We start from the raw sequence: 16,876 nt of genomic DNA on the forward strand, positions 1-16,876 counted from the left end.
GTTTAACCACCCTGTACTGTCTTTAGTCGCCCATCATCTAACTCAACATGACGCTGACAAAGGGATGCTAAATTACGATCATGGGTGACTAAAATCAGAGTCGTACCTAACTCTCGGTTTAAATCAAAGAGCAAGCTTTCAATTTCTTGTGCTGTCTGACCATCTAGGTTTCCAGTCGGTTCATCCGCAAAAATAATTTGTGGTTCTGCAATAAGAGCGCGTGCAATGGCTACACGCTGCTGCTCGCCACCAGATAAGACTTTAGGCGTTTGTTCAACTTGACGACTCAGCCCTACTCGATGCAACCAATCTAAAGCTTTTTTCTCCGCTGTTTTATAATCAAAGTCTTTACGTAATCGTAAAGGTAACATCACATTTTCAAGCGCACTCAACTGAGGCAGAAGTTGAAAAGACTGAAATACAAAACCAATATGCTGCATTCTGATTTGGGCACGTTGTTCCTCTGTTAACTGATGAACAGCTTGACCACACAACCAGACTTCTCCTTCAGACGGTTGATCTAAAGTCGCCAAAATTCCTAGTAAGGTTGATTTACCTGAGCCGGAACGTCCCGTAATTGCTACCTGTTCCCCTTCAAAAATCTCTAAATCAATATCTTTTAAAATCGTAAACTGATTTTGGTTAATCTGAATAGTTTGTGTAACTTGATGGGCAGCAATGATGGGTTGTGGCATGATGTGAAAAGTCCTATGTATTCAGAATCAGGGTCGAAGTACAAATGTATAAATCTTTTTTGATTGGTTCTAAAAGCATCATGCTCATCTCATTAAGTATGCTGCCCATGCTTGTATCGGCGAAAACTATTTTAATTTTAGGAGATAGTATTAGTGCCGGTTACGGAATTGATCCCAAACAAGGTTGGGTACAATTACTGCAAAAACGTTTAGACCAACAGTATCCCAAACAACACAAAGTGGTCAATGCAAGTGTTAGTGGAGAAACGACTAGCGGTGCTTTAGCTCGATTACCTAAGTTATTACAGACCTATAAGCCGAATGTGGTCGTGATTGAATTAGGCGGGAATGATGGCTTGCGTGGTCAACCGCCTCAAATGATTCAAAAAAATCTGGATCAGCTCATTCAATTAAGCCAGAAACAAAAAGCCAAAGTTATTCTTTTTGGCATGAAGATTCCGCCAAATTATGGGGCTGCGTATAGCAAAGCTTTTGAAAATAATTATAAAGTTGTAAGTCAAAAATATCAGGTGAAACTACTACCGTTTTTTCTAGATGGTGTTGCTGGTCAAAAACAGCTTATGCAAAATGATTTGATTCATCCCAATGCTCAAGCGCAGTCAAAACTACTTAATTTAGCTTACCCATATATAAAAGGTGCCCTATAGGCACCTTTTATCTTTAAGCATTCTTTTTAATATAATCAGAAATCAAAAAAAGTAACTTCACCTGTTTCGAGTGAATATTCTGCACCAACAACAATTAATTCACCTTTTGCAATCAGGCTCTCTAACACCGCTGAACCATGGCGTAATTGATTTACAGAAGCAAAAACGTTTGAACGTACCGCATGACATGATAATTTTTTCAAATCATTTTTTAAGTCAGTCTGCATTAAAATTTCAACTGATGGACGAACGCGGTTCACAATCGACATTAGGTTAGATGATGGCGGGTGATCAGGATTCATTAACGTATCAATTGTTGCTTGAATCGCACCACAATGGCTGTGTCCTAATACAACTACAACTGGACAGTCATAACGCTCTGCTGCGAACTCAACACTACCGACTTGTGAAGGTGCAACCACATTACCAGCTACACGAATTACGAATAAGTCACCAAGACCTTGGTCAAATACCATCTCTGCTGGAACACGAGAATCTGAGCAGCCAAGTACAATTGCAAACGGATTTTGATCCTTTGCCATTTCAGCGCGTTCTTGATGAGATAAGGTTTTTGCAAGGGAAGTATTTCCATTTACAAATCGTTGATTACCGGCTTTCAGACGATCTAAAACTTCTTGCGCAGTAGGCATTTTATATTTCCATTGTTTTTTCAAGGTTGGAAATCATTTTAATGTGTCAAAATTTGAATGTCACTGACAAAAAATAAATCCTTTTCTATGAAAAAATTTAAAAATACTTAACCTGCTTTAATGTAGAGCTCACTGCATATTCGCTACTGTTTAGTGAAAAAATAGACATACTTTGGTTCTCGGATTGACTATAATTTTCTTCATTCTAAACATTTGGCAAATGACTCATTGGCAAAGTTTTTCAATAATTTTTCAAACTCGCTCAAGCTTCAAGGATGAAATCTATGACAAGGCTGTCCACATCAATTATGGCCTCTATGAAAAAAACTGCTACCGCCCTGACTTTGGCTTGTAGCGTATTGTCAGTGATGAGTATTTCTCAAACACAGGCAGCCGATAATATTGATGTGACATTCCAGAATGTGTTACAGCAAGAACGTAGCTGGGCAGGTCTACAAAGTAAAAGCTTAAAAGTCGGTGATGTGACTTGGTCATATAGCGAAGGCGGCTCTACAACAAAACCGACTTTACTCCTTATTCATGGCCTAGCGGGTAGCCGTGATAACTGGAATCGAATGGCTCGTTATCTCACCACAAATTATCATGTCATTATTCCTGATTTGCCGGGTAGTGGCGAAACTATCGTTCCACAAGACTTCGATTATTCAGTACCAAATCTTGCTGAAAAATTACGTCGCTTTGTTGAGGCTGCAAATTTAAAAGGTCCAATTCATATTGCTGGGCATTCACTCGGCGGATCTATTGCCCTGCTCTATGCTGGACAATATCCATTTGAAACCAAAAGTTTATTTTTAGTAGATAGCGGCGGTATTTTTCGCTCAGCCAATACAATTTATTTAAAAGATCCTGCTTACCTCAAACAACTTTTAGTGTCTAAAAAAGGTGACTTTAATTATTTATTAAAACAAACCATGTTTAATCCTCCATTTATTCCTAAAGAGTTTCTTCAAGCTCAAGAAAAGTTGATGATTGATCAAGCACCTCAAACACAAAAATTGGTTGATCAATTGATTGCACTTAATAAAGTTTACACACCAGACTCCTTTGCGGTACTTACCAAAACGATCGATGCACCGACGCTCATTCTATGGGGTAAACAAGATAAGATTATTAATGTCGAAGTAGCAAGTGAACTAAAACGACTTTTAAAGAATGCTCAGCCTCCAGTTATTTTAGAAAATGTAGGTCATATGCCAATATTGGAAGCTGAACAGTTGGTTATGCAACAATATCTACCGTTTTTACTTAAAGTAGAAACAAATCAGTCGTCAAAAACGACCACACCTTAATAAAACTTCGGACTTGTGAGACCTTATGTCTACCCAACCACTTATTGAAAAACTTATTGAAGCTCATCTAGATTTTTTAGATGAGCAATTTGCTCAGGCTCAGGTGATCCAGCAAGAGTTTGAGCAATTTTATCATTGGTTGGGGAGTCGGCAATTACAACATCTGTGGACTTTTGAACAAATTCAACAGCTCATTCAAAAGCAGATTTTAGATACGCCTGCTTCTGATTTCCTGATTGAACAAATTGCTGAGCATATTCGCTTTGCATTGATTCATCCTGCAAATGAAACCGCAACTGTTGAAGATGTTATTCCTGTTTTAACGATTGACCGAATTGCACAATACGTTGCAAGTAAAGAAGAGCACCGTAAAAAACTGATTAAAACAATTGTAAATAACCCTGCTTTTTCGGCCCTGCTCACGCAACTGATTCAGCAAACAATGCATGATTATTTAGATGAATCAATGTCAAAGCGTGTACCAGGTGTAGGTCGTTTTATGAAAATGGGGAAATCTGTTTTAGAAACAGTAACCGATTCAAATCTGGACGATACGATTAATCATTATTTGCAAAAGAATATTTTAAAACTCAGCCAAATGAGTGAGCGTGTTTTAAACCAACATTTTGACAATGATAAGCTCTACCATTTTCAGGCAAATGTTTGGCATAAAGTTAAAACTATGCCACTTTCTGTTTTAAAAAATTATGTAGAAACTCAAGACTTATCAAAAACGGTTGGTTTAGGGCATGAAATCTGGGACCACATTCGTCAAACTGATTATCTAAAACAACAAGTACATGATGGTATCTATACTTGGTATGCACGTAATCAAGAGCGTAGTTTTGACTTGTTACTTCGTGACCTCAATATCGATGAAAGCTTAGTACAACATGAGCTGACCAAGTTACTTGTGCCTGTATTACAGCAGTTAATTACAACAGGACATTTAAGACGTCGTGCCCGTGTGTACTTAGAGAAGTTTTATTATTCTGAAAAAGCATTAGATATTTTAAATAACAAAGGCGCTTAGAGCGCCTTTGTTATTTATATTGATTAGAAAGAATATTTTAAAGAAGCGTAATAAGCTCGACCTGGTTCATTATAAGTTTGGCTGATTGAATTACTATCTCTTAAAATTTGTTTATCAAACAAGTTACTTACACCAACACGCGTACTTATATTGTCTGAAAATTTATAACCGAGATTAATTCCAGCGGTACTATAACTTTTTACAGTACTTGGCTTAAGCGCAGAATTTGCTCCACCTGAACCAATACCAGATTCGATTCTACTTTCTGCAAACTGACGTGATTTTTGACGACCATATTGAGTAAATACAAAATTTACATCTAACTGATCTGTGATGTCATAATCAAAAATTGAGTTAATTGTATAGATTGGAACTAAAGATAATGGATTACCTGTTTGTTTATCTTTTGAGTCCATCATATACGTAAAGTTGTTAGTCCAGCGGATATCACCGAAATCTAATCCTAAGCTTCCTTCAAAACCTTGAATTAATGCTTTAGGCGTATTTTCCCAACGTAAGATATTCCACTTAGTATTGGTCACAGCTCCTGTATTTGCATTTGTACTTGAGCCATCAACTGTTCCAACAACATGAGTACCCGCAACAATCTTATCTTTATAATCATTACGGAACCAAGTTAAGCTCGCATTCACGATATCTTTTTGGAACTGAATACCGAGCTCTTTGTTTACCGATGTTTCAGGTTTTAAATCACCATTACCTTGTAATAAACAACGCGACTCAATATTAGCAGGGCAGCCATTGCCATTTGTACTTAATAAATACCCTTCGGCATTTTGATACATATTTGGTGCTTTATAAGCTTTTGCTACCCCACCTTTTAAAGTGAAATAATCATTGAGTTTTTGAGTAATATTTAAGCTTGGGCTCCAATTAGAACCAGATTTACTATGGTCATCAAAACGTAAACCTAATACAACATCTGTGCTGTCTGTAACTTTCAGGTTATCTTCAATATATGCAGAAGCAATACGTGACTCCATTTTACTACGATCACCTTTCGCTAATTGATCGCCATAACCTGAACCACTGCTGTCTTTACCTTGAGTTGTCGAGACATTATCTTTAAATCTGTCTTCAACCCATTCGGTACCTACAGTTAATACTTGGGGTAAATAGTATTCAAAAGGAATATTAGCCTCGCCGTTAAAGCGAAGAGTTTCTAAACGCGAAGTGGCTTTATCATCAAGATTATTAATTTTTCCTTCTACACTTCCCGCCAAGCCTTCAGGTAGACGTTTGTTATGGGTCTTATCATATTGAGCAACTAACTTACTCTTACCCCAAGACCAATCACCTTCGTGCGTTAATGCATAGCTATCACGATACATGGTATTGGTTTCTTTACCAATCAGCTGTGAAAGAATCGCATCCGCTTCAGCATTTGCATTTAACTGAGAGTCACCAGAATAAATATTACCTTGTTTGCTAGAAGAAATATCGAGCAAGACAGTTTGCTGGTCTGTTGCCTGCCAAGCTAAACGGCCTGAAATATCTTTATTTTTAACACCTTCACGGCCAGCTGCGGTACTACCAATTGATTTATTAATATCAACATCGTCAGCTTCTGTTTTATTATAATTACCATATAAACGATAAGATAAAACGTCCTTAATTAGTGGCCCACTTACGTTAAAACCAACACGATTTGATGAACCTTCTTTGGAGTCTTCAGGCTGTGAAGTATAGAACTCTACTGAGCCATGAGTTTCATTAGTCACTTTTTTAGTAATGATGTTAACCACCCCACCTGCCGCACCAGAACCATATCGAGCAGCCGCTGGTCCGCGTAAAACTTCGATCGACTCGATTGCTTCTGCTGGTACCCAGTTTGAGTCGCCTCGTGTATCACGCTCTCCTTTCCAGCCATAACGGACTGAATTACGAGAGTTAATTGGTTTACCGTCCACTAAAATAAGCGTGTTTTCAGGGCCCATTCCGCGAATATCAATTTGTCTATTATTACCACGCTGCCCAGTAGCACTATTACCTGTCAGGTTGACACCTGGCATACGACGTACATAGTCAGAAATATCATTACGAACTGGTAGTTTTTCTAAATCTTCTTTGGTAATAACCGATACACCGAGCGATTGCTTCACTTGCTCTTCAGCTGTTACGAAAATTGTTTCCAATTTCACAGGTTCAGCAGGCTTTTCTAATGTTTGTTCAGCTTGTTCTTGCTCATTTTGTGCAGCAAAAGCCATAGACATCATACTTGCCAGTACTGAAACAGAAAGCACTGACTGGATAATACGCTTCGACATAAGTATTCCCAATATATTGATTTATTAAACATCTCTCATTTTCAGTTTCGCATTGTAACAAAGATAAATAAAATTACAAATGATATTGATAATAATTATCATTATTTATATTGAATAATAAAAAAACCTCATTCCGAGGCTTTTTTATTTCACTTTTCAAATAATTTAATTATTTGAAATAAGCACCTTCTGCTTGTGTATGGTCTGTTTGGTCAACCACACGTTGTAGTTCAGGAATGTGTTCTTTCAAGGTTGTTTCAACACCTTGTTTTAAAGTCACATCAATTGCTGAACAACCTTGGCAACCGCCACCAAATTTCAATACAGCAGTAAGCCCGTGTTCAGGGTCATCTTGCACTTCAACTAAGCTACAGTTACCGCCGTGTCCTGCAAGACCCGGGTTAATTTCTGCTTGAAGTACATAGGTAATACGCTCTTCAATTGATGCATCTGGCCCTACGCGCGGCACTTTAGAGTTTGGTGCACGGAAAGTTAACTGACCACCAAAACGATCTTTGTTGTAGTCAATAACAGCGTCTAAAAGATAAGGGATAGACGGCGCATCAATATATGCAGGGAAATCAGGATAGTCCTGTTTATAATCCGTTGGGATCACTTCTTCTGGCGCACTATATGCCATACAGCATTCCGCACGTGGCGTACCCGGATGCTCAACAAAAATTCGAACGCCAATTCCCGGAGTATTTTGCTTCGTTAGTAAATCGTGCAAATACTCTTGTGCAGATGGTGTAATCAAAAGGTTTGGAATTTCTTCTGCAACAGCAGTGTTGGTGTTCTCAGTCGACATAACAATATTCCTCAAGCTGATGCCTTTATATTAACCGAAGATGAGGTGGATTTAAAAAAAATCAACTAAATTTGTCGGATTTATACACAACAGGGTTTCAACTTAAGTTTTTAATGGCATTATTGAGCTCAGTATTGATCATTTTTTAAATATTTCTTATGTTGCATTTGCCGTTTAACCATACAGTTACTCTTATTATTATTACGGTCATTATCTCTTTACTTGCTTTTAGCAATCAAAATGTAATGAACCGATTGATTTTTTGGCCGCCTGCAATGCAACGTGGACAAATTGATCGATTCATTACTCATGGCTTTATCCATGCCGACGGAACACATTTACTGTTCAACATGATTACCCTGTTTTTCTTTGGCAGTATCATTGAAAGTTTTTACCGCCAATATTTCTATGACATGGGTTTTGTGTTGTTCTATTTAGGTGGCTTAATCTTTGCAATTTTGCCAAGCTATTTACAACATAAAAATGATGCGAACTGGGCCAGCCTAGGTGCTTCAGGTGCTGTTTCAGCGGTTTTATTTGCTTATATTCTGTTTCAGCCATGGAAGCTGATTTTTGTATTCTTCATTCCTGTACCCGCTATTATTTTTGCTATTTTATATGTGGCGTACAGTATTTGGGCTGGTAAACGTGGTAATAGTCATATTAACCATAGTGCTCATTTATGGGGTGCAGCTTACGGAATCATCGTAACCATTTTACTTGAACCTAAAGTTATTCCACATTTCTTAGACCAGCTTACCCGTCTTCCTTTCTAAACGATATAAATCAAAGAAAAGCCCGTTATGGGCTTTTCTTTTTTTCTGATTTATTTATCTGCATAAATTCTCAGTCTTTTTTCTGATTTTCTTTGATCAATTCGTTGTTTTGTTTGCAAAAACCATCTGATTAAACTCATGCCAATTCTTTTAATAATTCAGATGATACAATGAAGTACAGAGCAATTTTATCTAGCCTTTCTATTGCCTTATTTAGCTTATCTCTGGCTGGATGTAATGACAACGATAATCAAGAAAATGTCGTAAGCACGCCTAAGCAACCCAATATCTTATTTATTATGGCTGATGACTTAGGCTATTCAGATTTAGGGGCTTTTGGTGGCGAAATTCACACCCCTAATATTGATAATCTGGCTCAAGAAGGTCGACTTTTAACGGATTATCATACTGCCCCGACCTGTTCGCCAACACGCTCTCAACTTATTTCCGGTACTGATCACCATTTAGCTGGTATTGGTGCAATGGCTGAACTCACACCAGAGCATTTGAAAGGACAACCAGGTTATGAGGGCTATTTAAACGAACGTTCTTTATCGATTGCACAAGTACTTAAAGACAATGGTTACCGCACGTATATTAGTGGTAAATGGCATTTAGGCTTAACCCCTGAAAGCAATGCACATGCTAAAGGTTTTGATCATTCATTTACCTTATTACAAGGTTTAGATCATCATTTTAAACAAGCTCCAAGTGCCTTTAAACGAAATTCAACTTATACAGAAGATGGACAAATTATTCCTATTTCGGCATTGCCTGATGACTTTTTCTCTACCAACTATTTTACCGACAAATTACTGAGCTACTTAGATTCAGGCAAAAATAGTGGCAAACCATTCTTTGCTTATGCTGCCTACACGGCACCTCACTGGCCAATTCAAGCCCCAGCCGAATATCGTGAAAAATATCGCGGAGTTTATGATGTAGGTTACGATGCAATTCGTAATGCCCGCATTGCTAGACAAAAACAGCTTGGAATTATTCCTGCAAACTTTGATGCAGCAGAACCAATTGCAACTCAAAATGCTCCACAAAAATATGGGAAATGGGATGAGTTAACAGCCGAACAAAAGGCACTAGAAGCTCGTAAGATGGAAATCTATGCGGGTATGGTAGAAAATCTTGATGCCAATGTCGGCCGCATTATTCAATATCTCAAACAAAATAATCTTTATGACAATACTTTAATTTTCTTTGTTTCAGACAATGGTGCAGAAGGTTTTGTACGTGGCGGATATGGCAGTGAATCTGGTTTTGATAACTCAGTAGCAAATGTGGGTACACCTACTTCATATCACTATATTGGGCCACGTTGGGCCGAAGTCAGTGCGGCACCTTTCCACTTATGGAAAGATACGGCGGGCGAAGGTGCAACGACTGCCCCTGCTATTGTGAAATTACCAAATCAGAAAAAAGCGGAAGAGACAAATCATAGCTTTGCATCTGTACTCGATGTTTTCCCTACCTTACTAGAATATGCTCATATTCCAGTACCTCAAGGCCAATATAATGGCCGAGCCATTAATACACCATCTGGGATTTCATGGAAACCTTTGCTTGAAAACAAAACCGATACTATTCGTCCTGCAAATTTTAGCTTTGCCGATGAGTTACATGGCAGCAAATATGCAAAACAAGGTGAATGGAAAATCGCACTTCAAGGACGACCTGAATTAGGCACAGGGACTTGGGAGCTATACAACATTAAATTAGATCGCGGTGAAAGACAAAACGTTGCTCAGCTTTATCCTGCAAAAGTTCAAGAACTTTTATCGGTCTATCAAAAATATACTGAAAAAAATGGTGTGCAGGAATATAACGCCAAATGAAATTGAAACCTTTTTTAGTCACCACAATCAGCCTGTCTATTATGACGGGCTGTAGCCAATCTTCAAAAGTTTCTGAACCTACATCTTCGACGCAACAGCAAACATCTTTAGCTGATTTAGGATCTATTGAAAAGTGTCAAAACTATACTGGTCTGCCTCAGGGTTGGCTCAAACAGCCTACAGCAGGAATGGTTTTAATTGCCGATGGAGATTTTAACTTTGGTTCTGAAAATGCCTATCCCGATGAACTTAATTTTTGGAAAAAAAAGCGTGAAGTCAAAGGATTTTGGATTGACCAAACTGAAGTTACGGTCGCTCAATTTGCAAGTTTTGTAAAAGCAACTGGCTATATTACAGATGCCGAAAAACAAAAACAGGCTGCTGTTTTTTCACCAGATCCTGATCATCCACAGCAATGGTGGCAACTAAAATCTGGATATACGTGGAAAACACCAAACGGCAGTAATGCTCCCATAGCCAATCCTAATGAGCCTGTAAGGTATGTGAGTAAAAATGATGCTGAACATTATGCAGTGTGGCTAGGACGTGATTTACCAACAGAACTAGAATGGGAATATGCAGCTAAAGCCAATTCAAAGACTGATACACCTTTACATCAGGCTCCTACTGATGAACATCAACATCCACAAGCAAATTACTGGCAAGGTGAATTCCCTTTTCAAAACCTAAATCAAGATCACTTTAAAGGTGTTGCACCCGTTGGATGTTTTACGGCAAATAATTTCAAACTATTTGATATGATTGGAAATGTATGGGAATGGACATCTTCTCCTTATCAAGGCGCTCATGACCAGCATATGGGAAATTATTCTGATTTACGTCAACAACAAATCACCAGCACTCAATATGTAATTAAAGGTGGATCTTTTCTTTGTGCACAAAATTATTGTTCACGTTATCGTAGCAGTAGCCGTTATCCACAAGATTTTGATTTAGCTGCAACACATGTTGGATTTCGGACTATTTTACGGTCTCCTTAATTTCTACTTAATTCGACTTATTAAAGATATTTTTTAACCAAAATTAGATCGAAAAATAATCAAAATGTTTTTATAGTACAAGTGAGAATGATAAAAAAGTGAGAACAAGATGAAAACTTTACTTCTTTGTGCCGCAGCAATTTTCACAATGTCACTATCAGCCTGTGCGGTCCATACACCTGAAGGTAGTATTGTGATTGACCCTGATTCACCATATTACGGACATCCAGGAGGCTTTTGCCCACCAGGACAAGCTAAAAAAGGACGTTGTTAGAAATACCCTCTTTTAAAGTAATTTTGAAGTTACTTTAAAGAAATAGGCTTCAATCAAGTGATAAATTGAATACTAAATGGAGGGTTCCAGCCCAAAAATAGATGGGATGAAACTAGAAAATTATGGTGTAAAAAAATCACCATATCCCCAAGATTTTTAAAAGACAATCTTACGTTGTCTTCTATCTAGTTTCACCCCAATTCTTTCTTATTCCGTTTGACTTTTCTTACCGCTTAAGAAAAAAGTCTAGTTTTTAATCATTTCTGTATCTCTATTATTGATACATTTTGAACATTTTACCTTCAGGTTAATACTGATGTATTTGCTTAATACAAAATAAACATTTATGTAACGTAAGTCTATAAAAATGTTCTAAAAATGTGAAAAAAATTAAGGCCAAAATGAGATGAATTTATCATAATAACTTTCTCTTTCACGTTTCATCACATAAATAATCAATATTATTTTGTCAGTTATTGCCACTCGTTTCCTTTCATTGGCATAGATAATGTATACACATGTATATCAACCCAGTCGTATAAACGAGATATTTTATGTCCAGCACAAGTCAAGTCGAAGGTCTACAATTTCCGGTACACGCCTCAACAAAAAAACAAAGTACATCTCTTACAGGCCAAGAGATTTTGTCAGAGGCCTTATCTATTGTAGATAATAAAACCGCACAACAAGTGTTGAATGAAAAAAACTGGCGAAAAAACTATCCTTTATATTTTAAAGCTCTTGTTAAACAAGGGATTTCTAATATCAACAACCCAATTACTATTGCGAAGCAAGGATTGCATAAAGCTCACCATATTTTTGATTATTATCGTGATGGTAAACACTACCTTTTAAAAGATGCCGTTCATATTGCTTCATCTACTCCTCTTTATACAGTAAAACTTAAAGGTGAAAGTGACGCAGCACCTGAATGGTATGTTCCCTATAAAGGACAAAAACTAAGTGGACAAAGCTTATTAGACCAGATTCAACGCTGGGAAGAGACTGGTATTATTGAGCCAAGTCATGCAAAAGCACTTCGTGAAGCTATTGCTCATCCAGAATGGTTCGATTTGTCTGACCGTACGATGGTGCTGTTTGGTGCAGCCTCAGAAGCAGGACCACTGCCTTGGTTAGCCAAATGGAAAGCAAATATTGTTGCTGTAGATTTACCAAACTCACGAGTCTGGGGCAAAATCTTAAATACGATTCAACAAGGGAATGCAACACTCATTGCACCATGTGTTGAAGCCATTGATTCGTCAGCAAAAGCTTCTGAGTTAAAAGATAAGCTGGGTGCAAATTTACTGACCCAATTACCAGAAATAGCGCAGTGGCTGGTGCAGTTTCCACAAAAGTTAGATTTAGCAGCAATCGCCTATTTAGATGGTGAAAAGCATGTCCGCGTTTCCATGGCAATGGATAGCATCATGCAATTTGTAAGCGAGCATAAGCCTGATACAAGCCTTATGTTTATGTGTACTCCAACCGATGTTTATGCAGTACCAAAAGAAGTTGCAGAGGCTGCTCAAGAGAAATTTAAATCCCGCAGAAAAATGCAAAAGTTGGCAGTAAAAGGTGTTTCTGCTCTTTCGCTCAATCGCTTTTTTCAAGCGCCATACCAAGACTTGGTTACATGTGAAAATGGAAAAACTTATGGTATTGCCGACTGCTTAGTGGTTGAACAAGGTCCAAACTATGCTTTGGCAAAACGTATTCAACAATGGCGTGCTATTTTGGCCCGCCATCAAGGACAACGTGTCAGCATTAATATTGCACCATCGACAACGACTCACTCAGTGACTAAAAATCCATTATTGAAAGCAGCTTTTAATGGCGCAGAACTTTTCGATGTAGAAGCATTTAGCCCTGAAACCACCAATGCCATTATGGCGGCACTCTGGATTCATGACTTAAGAAATGAGTCTTCTGTGGCGAATCCTGAAACTATCTTAGACCATCCGCTTGAACTTATGATGGAAGGTGCCAATCACGGTGGATTATGGCGTGTGGCTTATTTAGCACGAACTGCCCTACCTTTTGCCGCAATTTATGGTTTTGCTACCGAAAAACTCCCTTTTAGAAAATCATCTAAAAAATAATTTGATTAAAGCCCAATCTTAGAATTGGGCTTTTTTATAACGTATCTTTATTTATCTTGAAAGTGCGATAGATATTTTTGCATTTCATCAGATGGTACCATGCCACCTCCAGTTGCCCATATTACATGATTTGCCTGTTGCAACTGCTCAGCTGTAAATTGGTGTAAAGCCAAGTAATCAGGACTCGTCTGAACATAATACGGTCCCATCATGCCTGCTATAGCAGAAGGCTCAAGCTGAATATTCTCAGTTTGATTTAAAAGCGCAATAAGCTCATATAAACGTTCATCATGAATGGTGTAGTAGCCATCGATTAATTGTTGCATAGCACGCCCGACAAAACCTGAAGCACGTCCTACCGCAAGCCCATCTGCCGCAGTAACGTTATCAACACCAATATCATTGACTGAAATCTGGTCATGCAAACCTGTGTGGACACCAAGTAACATGCACGGCGAATGTGTGGGTTCTGCAAAGATACAATGTACATGCTCACCAAAAGCCAGTTTTAGTCCAAAACTCACCCCACCAGGGCCACCACCGACGCCACACGGCAAATAAACAAATAATGGGTGTTCAGCATCGACTTTAATACGTTTTTGCTCAAATTGCTGTTTTAAGCGTATTCCTGCAACGGCATAACCTAAAAATAATGTTGTTGAGTTTTCATCATCAATGAAAAAGCAGTGTGGATCTTGCTCTGCGGCTTTTCGTCCCTCTTCAACAGCTACGCCGTAATCACTAGCATATTCTACAACGTTAACGCCGAGTGAACGTAGTTTGTCTTTTTTCCACTGTCTAGCATCAGCCGACATATGAACAGTGACTCTAAAGCCGAGTTTGGCGCTCATAATGCCAATAGAAAGCCCAAGGTTGCCTGTAGAACCTACTGCAATTTGATACTTAGAAAAGAATGCCCTAAATGAATCTTGATCTAATTTACTATAATCATCTTCTGGTTTGAGTAACCCTGCCTGCATGGCAAGTTTTTCAGCATGTGTGAGCACTTCATAAATGCCACCACGTGCTTTGATAGAGCCTGAAATAGGTAGATGACTATCCTTTTTCAGCCAGAATCTTCCATTAAGCTGTACTTGTTTTGCTGAAGAAAGTGCTTGTTGCATATGAGCAATTTCAACAATATCTGATTCAATTTTTCCATGTTGTGCTTGAGTTTCAGGAAATACTTTTGCCAAATAAGGTGCGAAACGCGCTAGTCTTGCTTCTGCTTCACTTACATCCTTAGCGGTTAGTCCAACTTTTTCTAAAGCTTCTTTTAAAGGATAGCGATGAGGTGTAAACCAAAATGTTTCTTGATAGGCTTGAAGTGTTTCAATAAGTGGAAATTGTTGTTTTAGCTGATCTATTTGAACCGCATTCATAATATATCCTGATATAAAATTTTAAGCCCAGCCTATAAAGCTGTTTGATGACCTATAACAACTTATTAATTTATAGATGAATGTACATGAAAAATAGTCTCAACTTTAAAAACTAAATAAATAAAAAAGCCACTGTGAACAGTGGCTTTAATTTTTTAAATGCTTTTATACAAACTGTAAGAATAACCAGTACAAACCACCTGACAAGCAGATTGTTGCAGGAAGAGTAAATACCCATGCAGAGAGAATTGTCTTCACGGTATTAAAGTTTAAACCTGATTTATTCGCGACCATCGTACCCGCAACAGCACTGTTTAAAACGTGTGTTGTTGAAACTGGCATACCTAAACCATCGGCAGCTGCAATTGTACTCATTGCAACAAGCTCAGCAGACATCCCTTGACCATAAGTCATGTGGTGCTTACCAATACGCTCACCTACAGTCACAACAATACGTTTCCAACCCACCATTGTGCCTAGACCAAGTGCTAAAGCAACAGCCACTTTTACCCAAGTCGGAATGTATTGTAAGAATGAATCTAAGCTACTACGGTATTCTTTCACAAGCTTTTTCTGTGAGTCATCCATTTTTGGTAAAGCATCTGCTTTATCCAAACGCTTAAACGTCGTTGTACTCAAATACATGTCATTACGAATTTCGCTAATTGCAGCTTCAGGAATATCTTTTAAGTTGCTATAGCTAGAAACTCGCTCACCCAAGTGATCAGTCATACTTGCCAATGCAGGCACAACTTCCGGAGTTTGCTGTTTAGTTTGAATATATTTAGTCAGAATAACACGTGCTTTTTCATCGGTTAATTCTGGCTGATTTTGATTCAAAAATACGGCAGTTTGAGAAGAAAGCTGATGGAATGATTGAACTTGCTGAGTATCAAGATTTTTATTTAATGAATAAGCCAACGGCACCAGACCAACCAAAATCAGCATGATGAGTCCCATACCCTTTTGACCGTCATTAGAACCATGTGCAAAACTCACACCTGTACAGGTAAAGATCAAAATTGCACGAATGATTGCTGGTGGTGGTTTATTCCCTTCAGGTGGCTGGAATAATTCTAATTGGCGTTTAAAAATAGTTTTAACCAACAAGAATACAATCGCTGCAAAAGCGAAACCAATTAAAGGTGAAAATAATAATGCCTTACCGACTTTAATCACCTGATCCATATCAACACCACTGGTCGTCACGCCAGTCGATGCACTCAATAGATGGTTCATAATGCCCACGCCCAAGATTGAACCAATCAAGGTATGTGAGCTAGATGCAGGAATACCTAAGAACCAAGTACCCAAGTTCCAGAGAATCGCAGCAATAAGAAGCGCAAAAACCATTGCGAAACCTGCACCGCTACCCATATTCATGATCAATTCAACAGGTAACAATGCAATAATGCCGTAAGCGACTGCGCCGCTTGCAACCATTACCCCAAGGAAATTACAAAAACCAGCCCACATGACTGCAACCGGTGCTGGTAAAGCATTGGTGTAAATCACTGTTGCCACTGCATTTGCAGTATCGTGGAAGCCATTTACAAACTCAAAGCCTAAAGCAATCAAGAGTGCAGTTGATAAAAGAATAACTGAATAAAGACTCAAAGGTGGTACATGTGCTAAATCAGCACTCACCTGAAATCCAATATAAATAAGTGTTGCAACAATAATCGTCAGAAACACCGGCATAAAAAATTTAGGTGTCGGGACATGTACATTCGTCGATTTGACTTGCAGGTTTGCCGCAAGTTTTGAATCCGAAACAGGGGGTAGATTAGAATTCATGCAGACGGTAAGAGGATAAAAAAATCCTCTGTATTCTTAAATTAAATTATGACAATTATATGACAAAGCGGCGCCTGATGAAGTCAATTTTTCACATTTTGACCTCATTTGATGCACCTTTCCTCTATGATTTTTATTTTTTTATTTAAATACAATAATTTACATAAATCCCCACCCATCTATTTTATGACTATTTTTGAAGCAAAAATATCTAAAAAATTACCTAAACGTCTACTTTTTAAACA

At 38.2% G+C, this 16,876-nt stretch carries 14 protein-coding genes; 8 read left to right on the forward strand and 6 right to left on the reverse strand.

Annotated features, from left to right (window positions below; all coding sequences use genetic code 11):
• Window positions 1–2: 2 nt before the first annotated feature.
• Window positions 3–695 carry an ABC transporter ATP-binding protein gene (locus tag J536_RS13855; protein WP_005070633.1) on the reverse strand — a complete coding sequence of 231 codons (693 nt, stop codon included), beginning with the start codon at window positions 693–695 and terminating at the stop codon, window positions 3–5.
• A gap of 44 nt (window positions 696–739) precedes the next feature.
• On the opposite strand from J536_RS13855, the gene J536_RS13860 reads away from it, so the two are divergent.
• A complete protein-coding gene (locus J536_RS13860; RefSeq protein WP_005075467.1) occupies window positions 740–1,363 on the forward strand; it encodes an arylesterase in 624 nt (207 codons plus the stop codon).
• A 35-nt stretch (window positions 1,364–1,398) separates the two neighbouring features.
• Here J536_RS13860 and J536_RS13865 read toward each other — a convergent pair whose 3' ends face one another.
• The gene (locus tag J536_RS13865) at window positions 1,399–2,013 is read right to left on the reverse strand and encodes a carbonic anhydrase (protein WP_002117769.1); all 615 of its coding nucleotides are present in this window, start codon (window positions 2,011–2,013) and stop codon (window positions 1,399–1,401) included.
• Between the two features lie 284 nt (window positions 2,014–2,297).
• Between J536_RS13865 and J536_RS13870 the strand changes: the two genes are divergently transcribed.
• On the forward strand, window positions 2,298–3,323 hold the full coding sequence (locus J536_RS13870) for an alpha/beta fold hydrolase (RefSeq protein WP_032063139.1): 1,026 nt from the start codon (window positions 2,298–2,300) through the stop codon (window positions 3,321–3,323).
• A 25-nt stretch (window positions 3,324–3,348) separates the two neighbouring features.
• Window positions 3,349–4,356 (forward strand): hypothetical protein, encoded by a 1,008-nt coding sequence (locus J536_RS13875; RefSeq protein ID WP_032063140.1) that lies wholly within the window; start codon window positions 3,349–3,351, stop codon window positions 4,354–4,356.
• A 23-nt stretch (window positions 4,357–4,379) separates the two neighbouring features.
• Here J536_RS13875 and J536_RS13880 read toward each other — a convergent pair whose 3' ends face one another.
• Together J536_RS13880 and nfuA are read right to left on the reverse strand one after the other, a co-directional pair.
• Window positions 4,380–6,644 carry a TonB-dependent siderophore receptor gene (locus tag J536_RS13880; RefSeq protein ID WP_032063141.1) on the reverse strand — a complete coding sequence of 755 codons (2,265 nt, stop codon included), beginning with the start codon at window positions 6,642–6,644 and terminating at the stop codon, window positions 4,380–4,382.
• Window positions 6,645–6,813: 169 nt separating this feature from the next.
• On the reverse strand, window positions 6,814–7,452 hold the full coding sequence (gene nfuA / locus J536_RS13885; RefSeq protein ID WP_032063142.1) for a Fe-S biogenesis protein NfuA: 639 nt from the start codon (window positions 7,450–7,452) through the stop codon (window positions 6,814–6,816).
• A 158-nt stretch (window positions 7,453–7,610) separates the two neighbouring features.
• Between nfuA and J536_RS13890 the strand changes: the two genes are divergently transcribed.
• From J536_RS13890 to J536_RS13910, 5 genes are all read left to right on the forward strand, one after another.
• Window positions 7,611–8,228, forward strand: coding sequence for a rhomboid family intramembrane serine protease (locus J536_RS13890; RefSeq protein WP_002117778.1), 618 nt, complete (start codon window positions 7,611–7,613; stop codon window positions 8,226–8,228).
• Window positions 8,229–8,398: 170 nt separating this feature from the next.
• A complete protein-coding gene (locus J536_RS13895) occupies window positions 8,399–10,075 on the forward strand; it encodes an arylsulfatase (RefSeq protein WP_032056853.1) in 1,677 nt (558 codons plus the stop codon).
• Window positions 10,072–11,076, forward strand: a complete 1,005-nt coding sequence (locus J536_RS13900; protein ID WP_032063143.1) for a formylglycine-generating enzyme family protein — start codon at window positions 10,072–10,074, stop codon at window positions 11,074–11,076. The genes J536_RS13895 and J536_RS13900 overlap by 4 nt, the downstream gene beginning before the upstream one ends.
• Before the next feature lie 109 nt (window positions 11,077–11,185).
• Entirely contained in the window at window positions 11,186–11,350 is a 165-nt protein-coding gene (locus J536_RS25180; RefSeq protein ID WP_000854552.1) for a hypothetical protein, read from the forward strand.
• Between the two features lie 554 nt (window positions 11,351–11,904).
• A complete protein-coding gene (locus J536_RS13910) occupies window positions 11,905–13,452 on the forward strand; it encodes a hypothetical protein (RefSeq protein ID WP_032063144.1) in 1,548 nt (515 codons plus the stop codon).
• A gap of 47 nt (window positions 13,453–13,499) precedes the next feature.
• Here J536_RS13910 and J536_RS13915 read toward each other — a convergent pair whose 3' ends face one another.
• Entirely contained in the window at window positions 13,500–14,834 is a 1,335-nt protein-coding gene (locus J536_RS13915; RefSeq protein WP_032063146.1) for a D-serine ammonia-lyase, read from the reverse strand.
• A gap of 165 nt (window positions 14,835–14,999) precedes the next feature.
• On the reverse strand, window positions 15,000–16,631 hold the full coding sequence (locus tag J536_RS13920) for an inorganic phosphate transporter (RefSeq protein ID WP_005070664.1): 1,632 nt from the start codon (window positions 16,629–16,631) through the stop codon (window positions 15,000–15,002).
• Window positions 16,632–16,876 lie beyond the last annotated feature (245 nt).

Source organism: Acinetobacter sp. 809848 (assembly GCF_000581275.1).
GTDB classification, from domain to species: domain Bacteria; phylum Pseudomonadota; class Gammaproteobacteria; order Pseudomonadales; family Moraxellaceae; genus Acinetobacter; species Acinetobacter pittii.

Coding starts and splice junctions, on each gene's coding strand:
- J536_RS13855 (WP_005070633.1), bottom strand. CDS start 695: ATGCCACAACCCATCATTGCTGCCCATCAAGTTACACAAACTATTCAG.
- J536_RS13860 (WP_005075467.1), top strand. CDS start 740: ATGTATAAATCTTTTTTGATTGGTTCTAAAAGCATCATGCTCATCTCA.
- J536_RS13865 (WP_002117769.1), bottom strand. CDS start 2,013: ATGCCTACTGCGCAAGAAGTTTTAGATCGTCTGAAAGCCGGTAATCAA.
- J536_RS13870 (WP_032063139.1), top strand. CDS start 2,298: ATGACAAGGCTGTCCACATCAATTATGGCCTCTATGAAAAAAACTGCT.
- J536_RS13875 (WP_032063140.1), top strand. CDS start 3,349: ATGTCTACCCAACCACTTATTGAAAAACTTATTGAAGCTCATCTAGAT.
- J536_RS13880 (WP_032063141.1), bottom strand. CDS start 6,644: ATGTCGAAGCGTATTATCCAGTCAGTGCTTTCTGTTTCAGTACTGGCA.
- nfuA (WP_032063142.1), bottom strand. CDS start 7,452: ATGTCGACTGAGAACACCAACACTGCTGTTGCAGAAGAAATTCCAAAC.
- J536_RS13890 (WP_002117778.1), top strand. CDS start 7,611: ATGTTGCATTTGCCGTTTAACCATACAGTTACTCTTATTATTATTACG.
- J536_RS13895 (WP_032056853.1), top strand. CDS start 8,399: ATGAAGTACAGAGCAATTTTATCTAGCCTTTCTATTGCCTTATTTAGC.
- J536_RS13900 (WP_032063143.1), top strand. CDS start 10,072: ATGAAATTGAAACCTTTTTTAGTCACCACAATCAGCCTGTCTATTATG.
- J536_RS25180 (WP_000854552.1), top strand. CDS start 11,186: ATGAAAACTTTACTTCTTTGTGCCGCAGCAATTTTCACAATGTCACTA.
- J536_RS13910 (WP_032063144.1), top strand. CDS start 11,905: ATGTCCAGCACAAGTCAAGTCGAAGGTCTACAATTTCCGGTACACGCC.
- J536_RS13915 (WP_032063146.1), bottom strand. CDS start 14,834: ATGAATGCGGTTCAAATAGATCAGCTAAAACAACAATTTCCACTTATT.
- J536_RS13920 (WP_005070664.1), bottom strand. CDS start 16,631: ATGAATTCTAATCTACCCCCTGTTTCGGATTCAAAACTTGCGGCAAAC.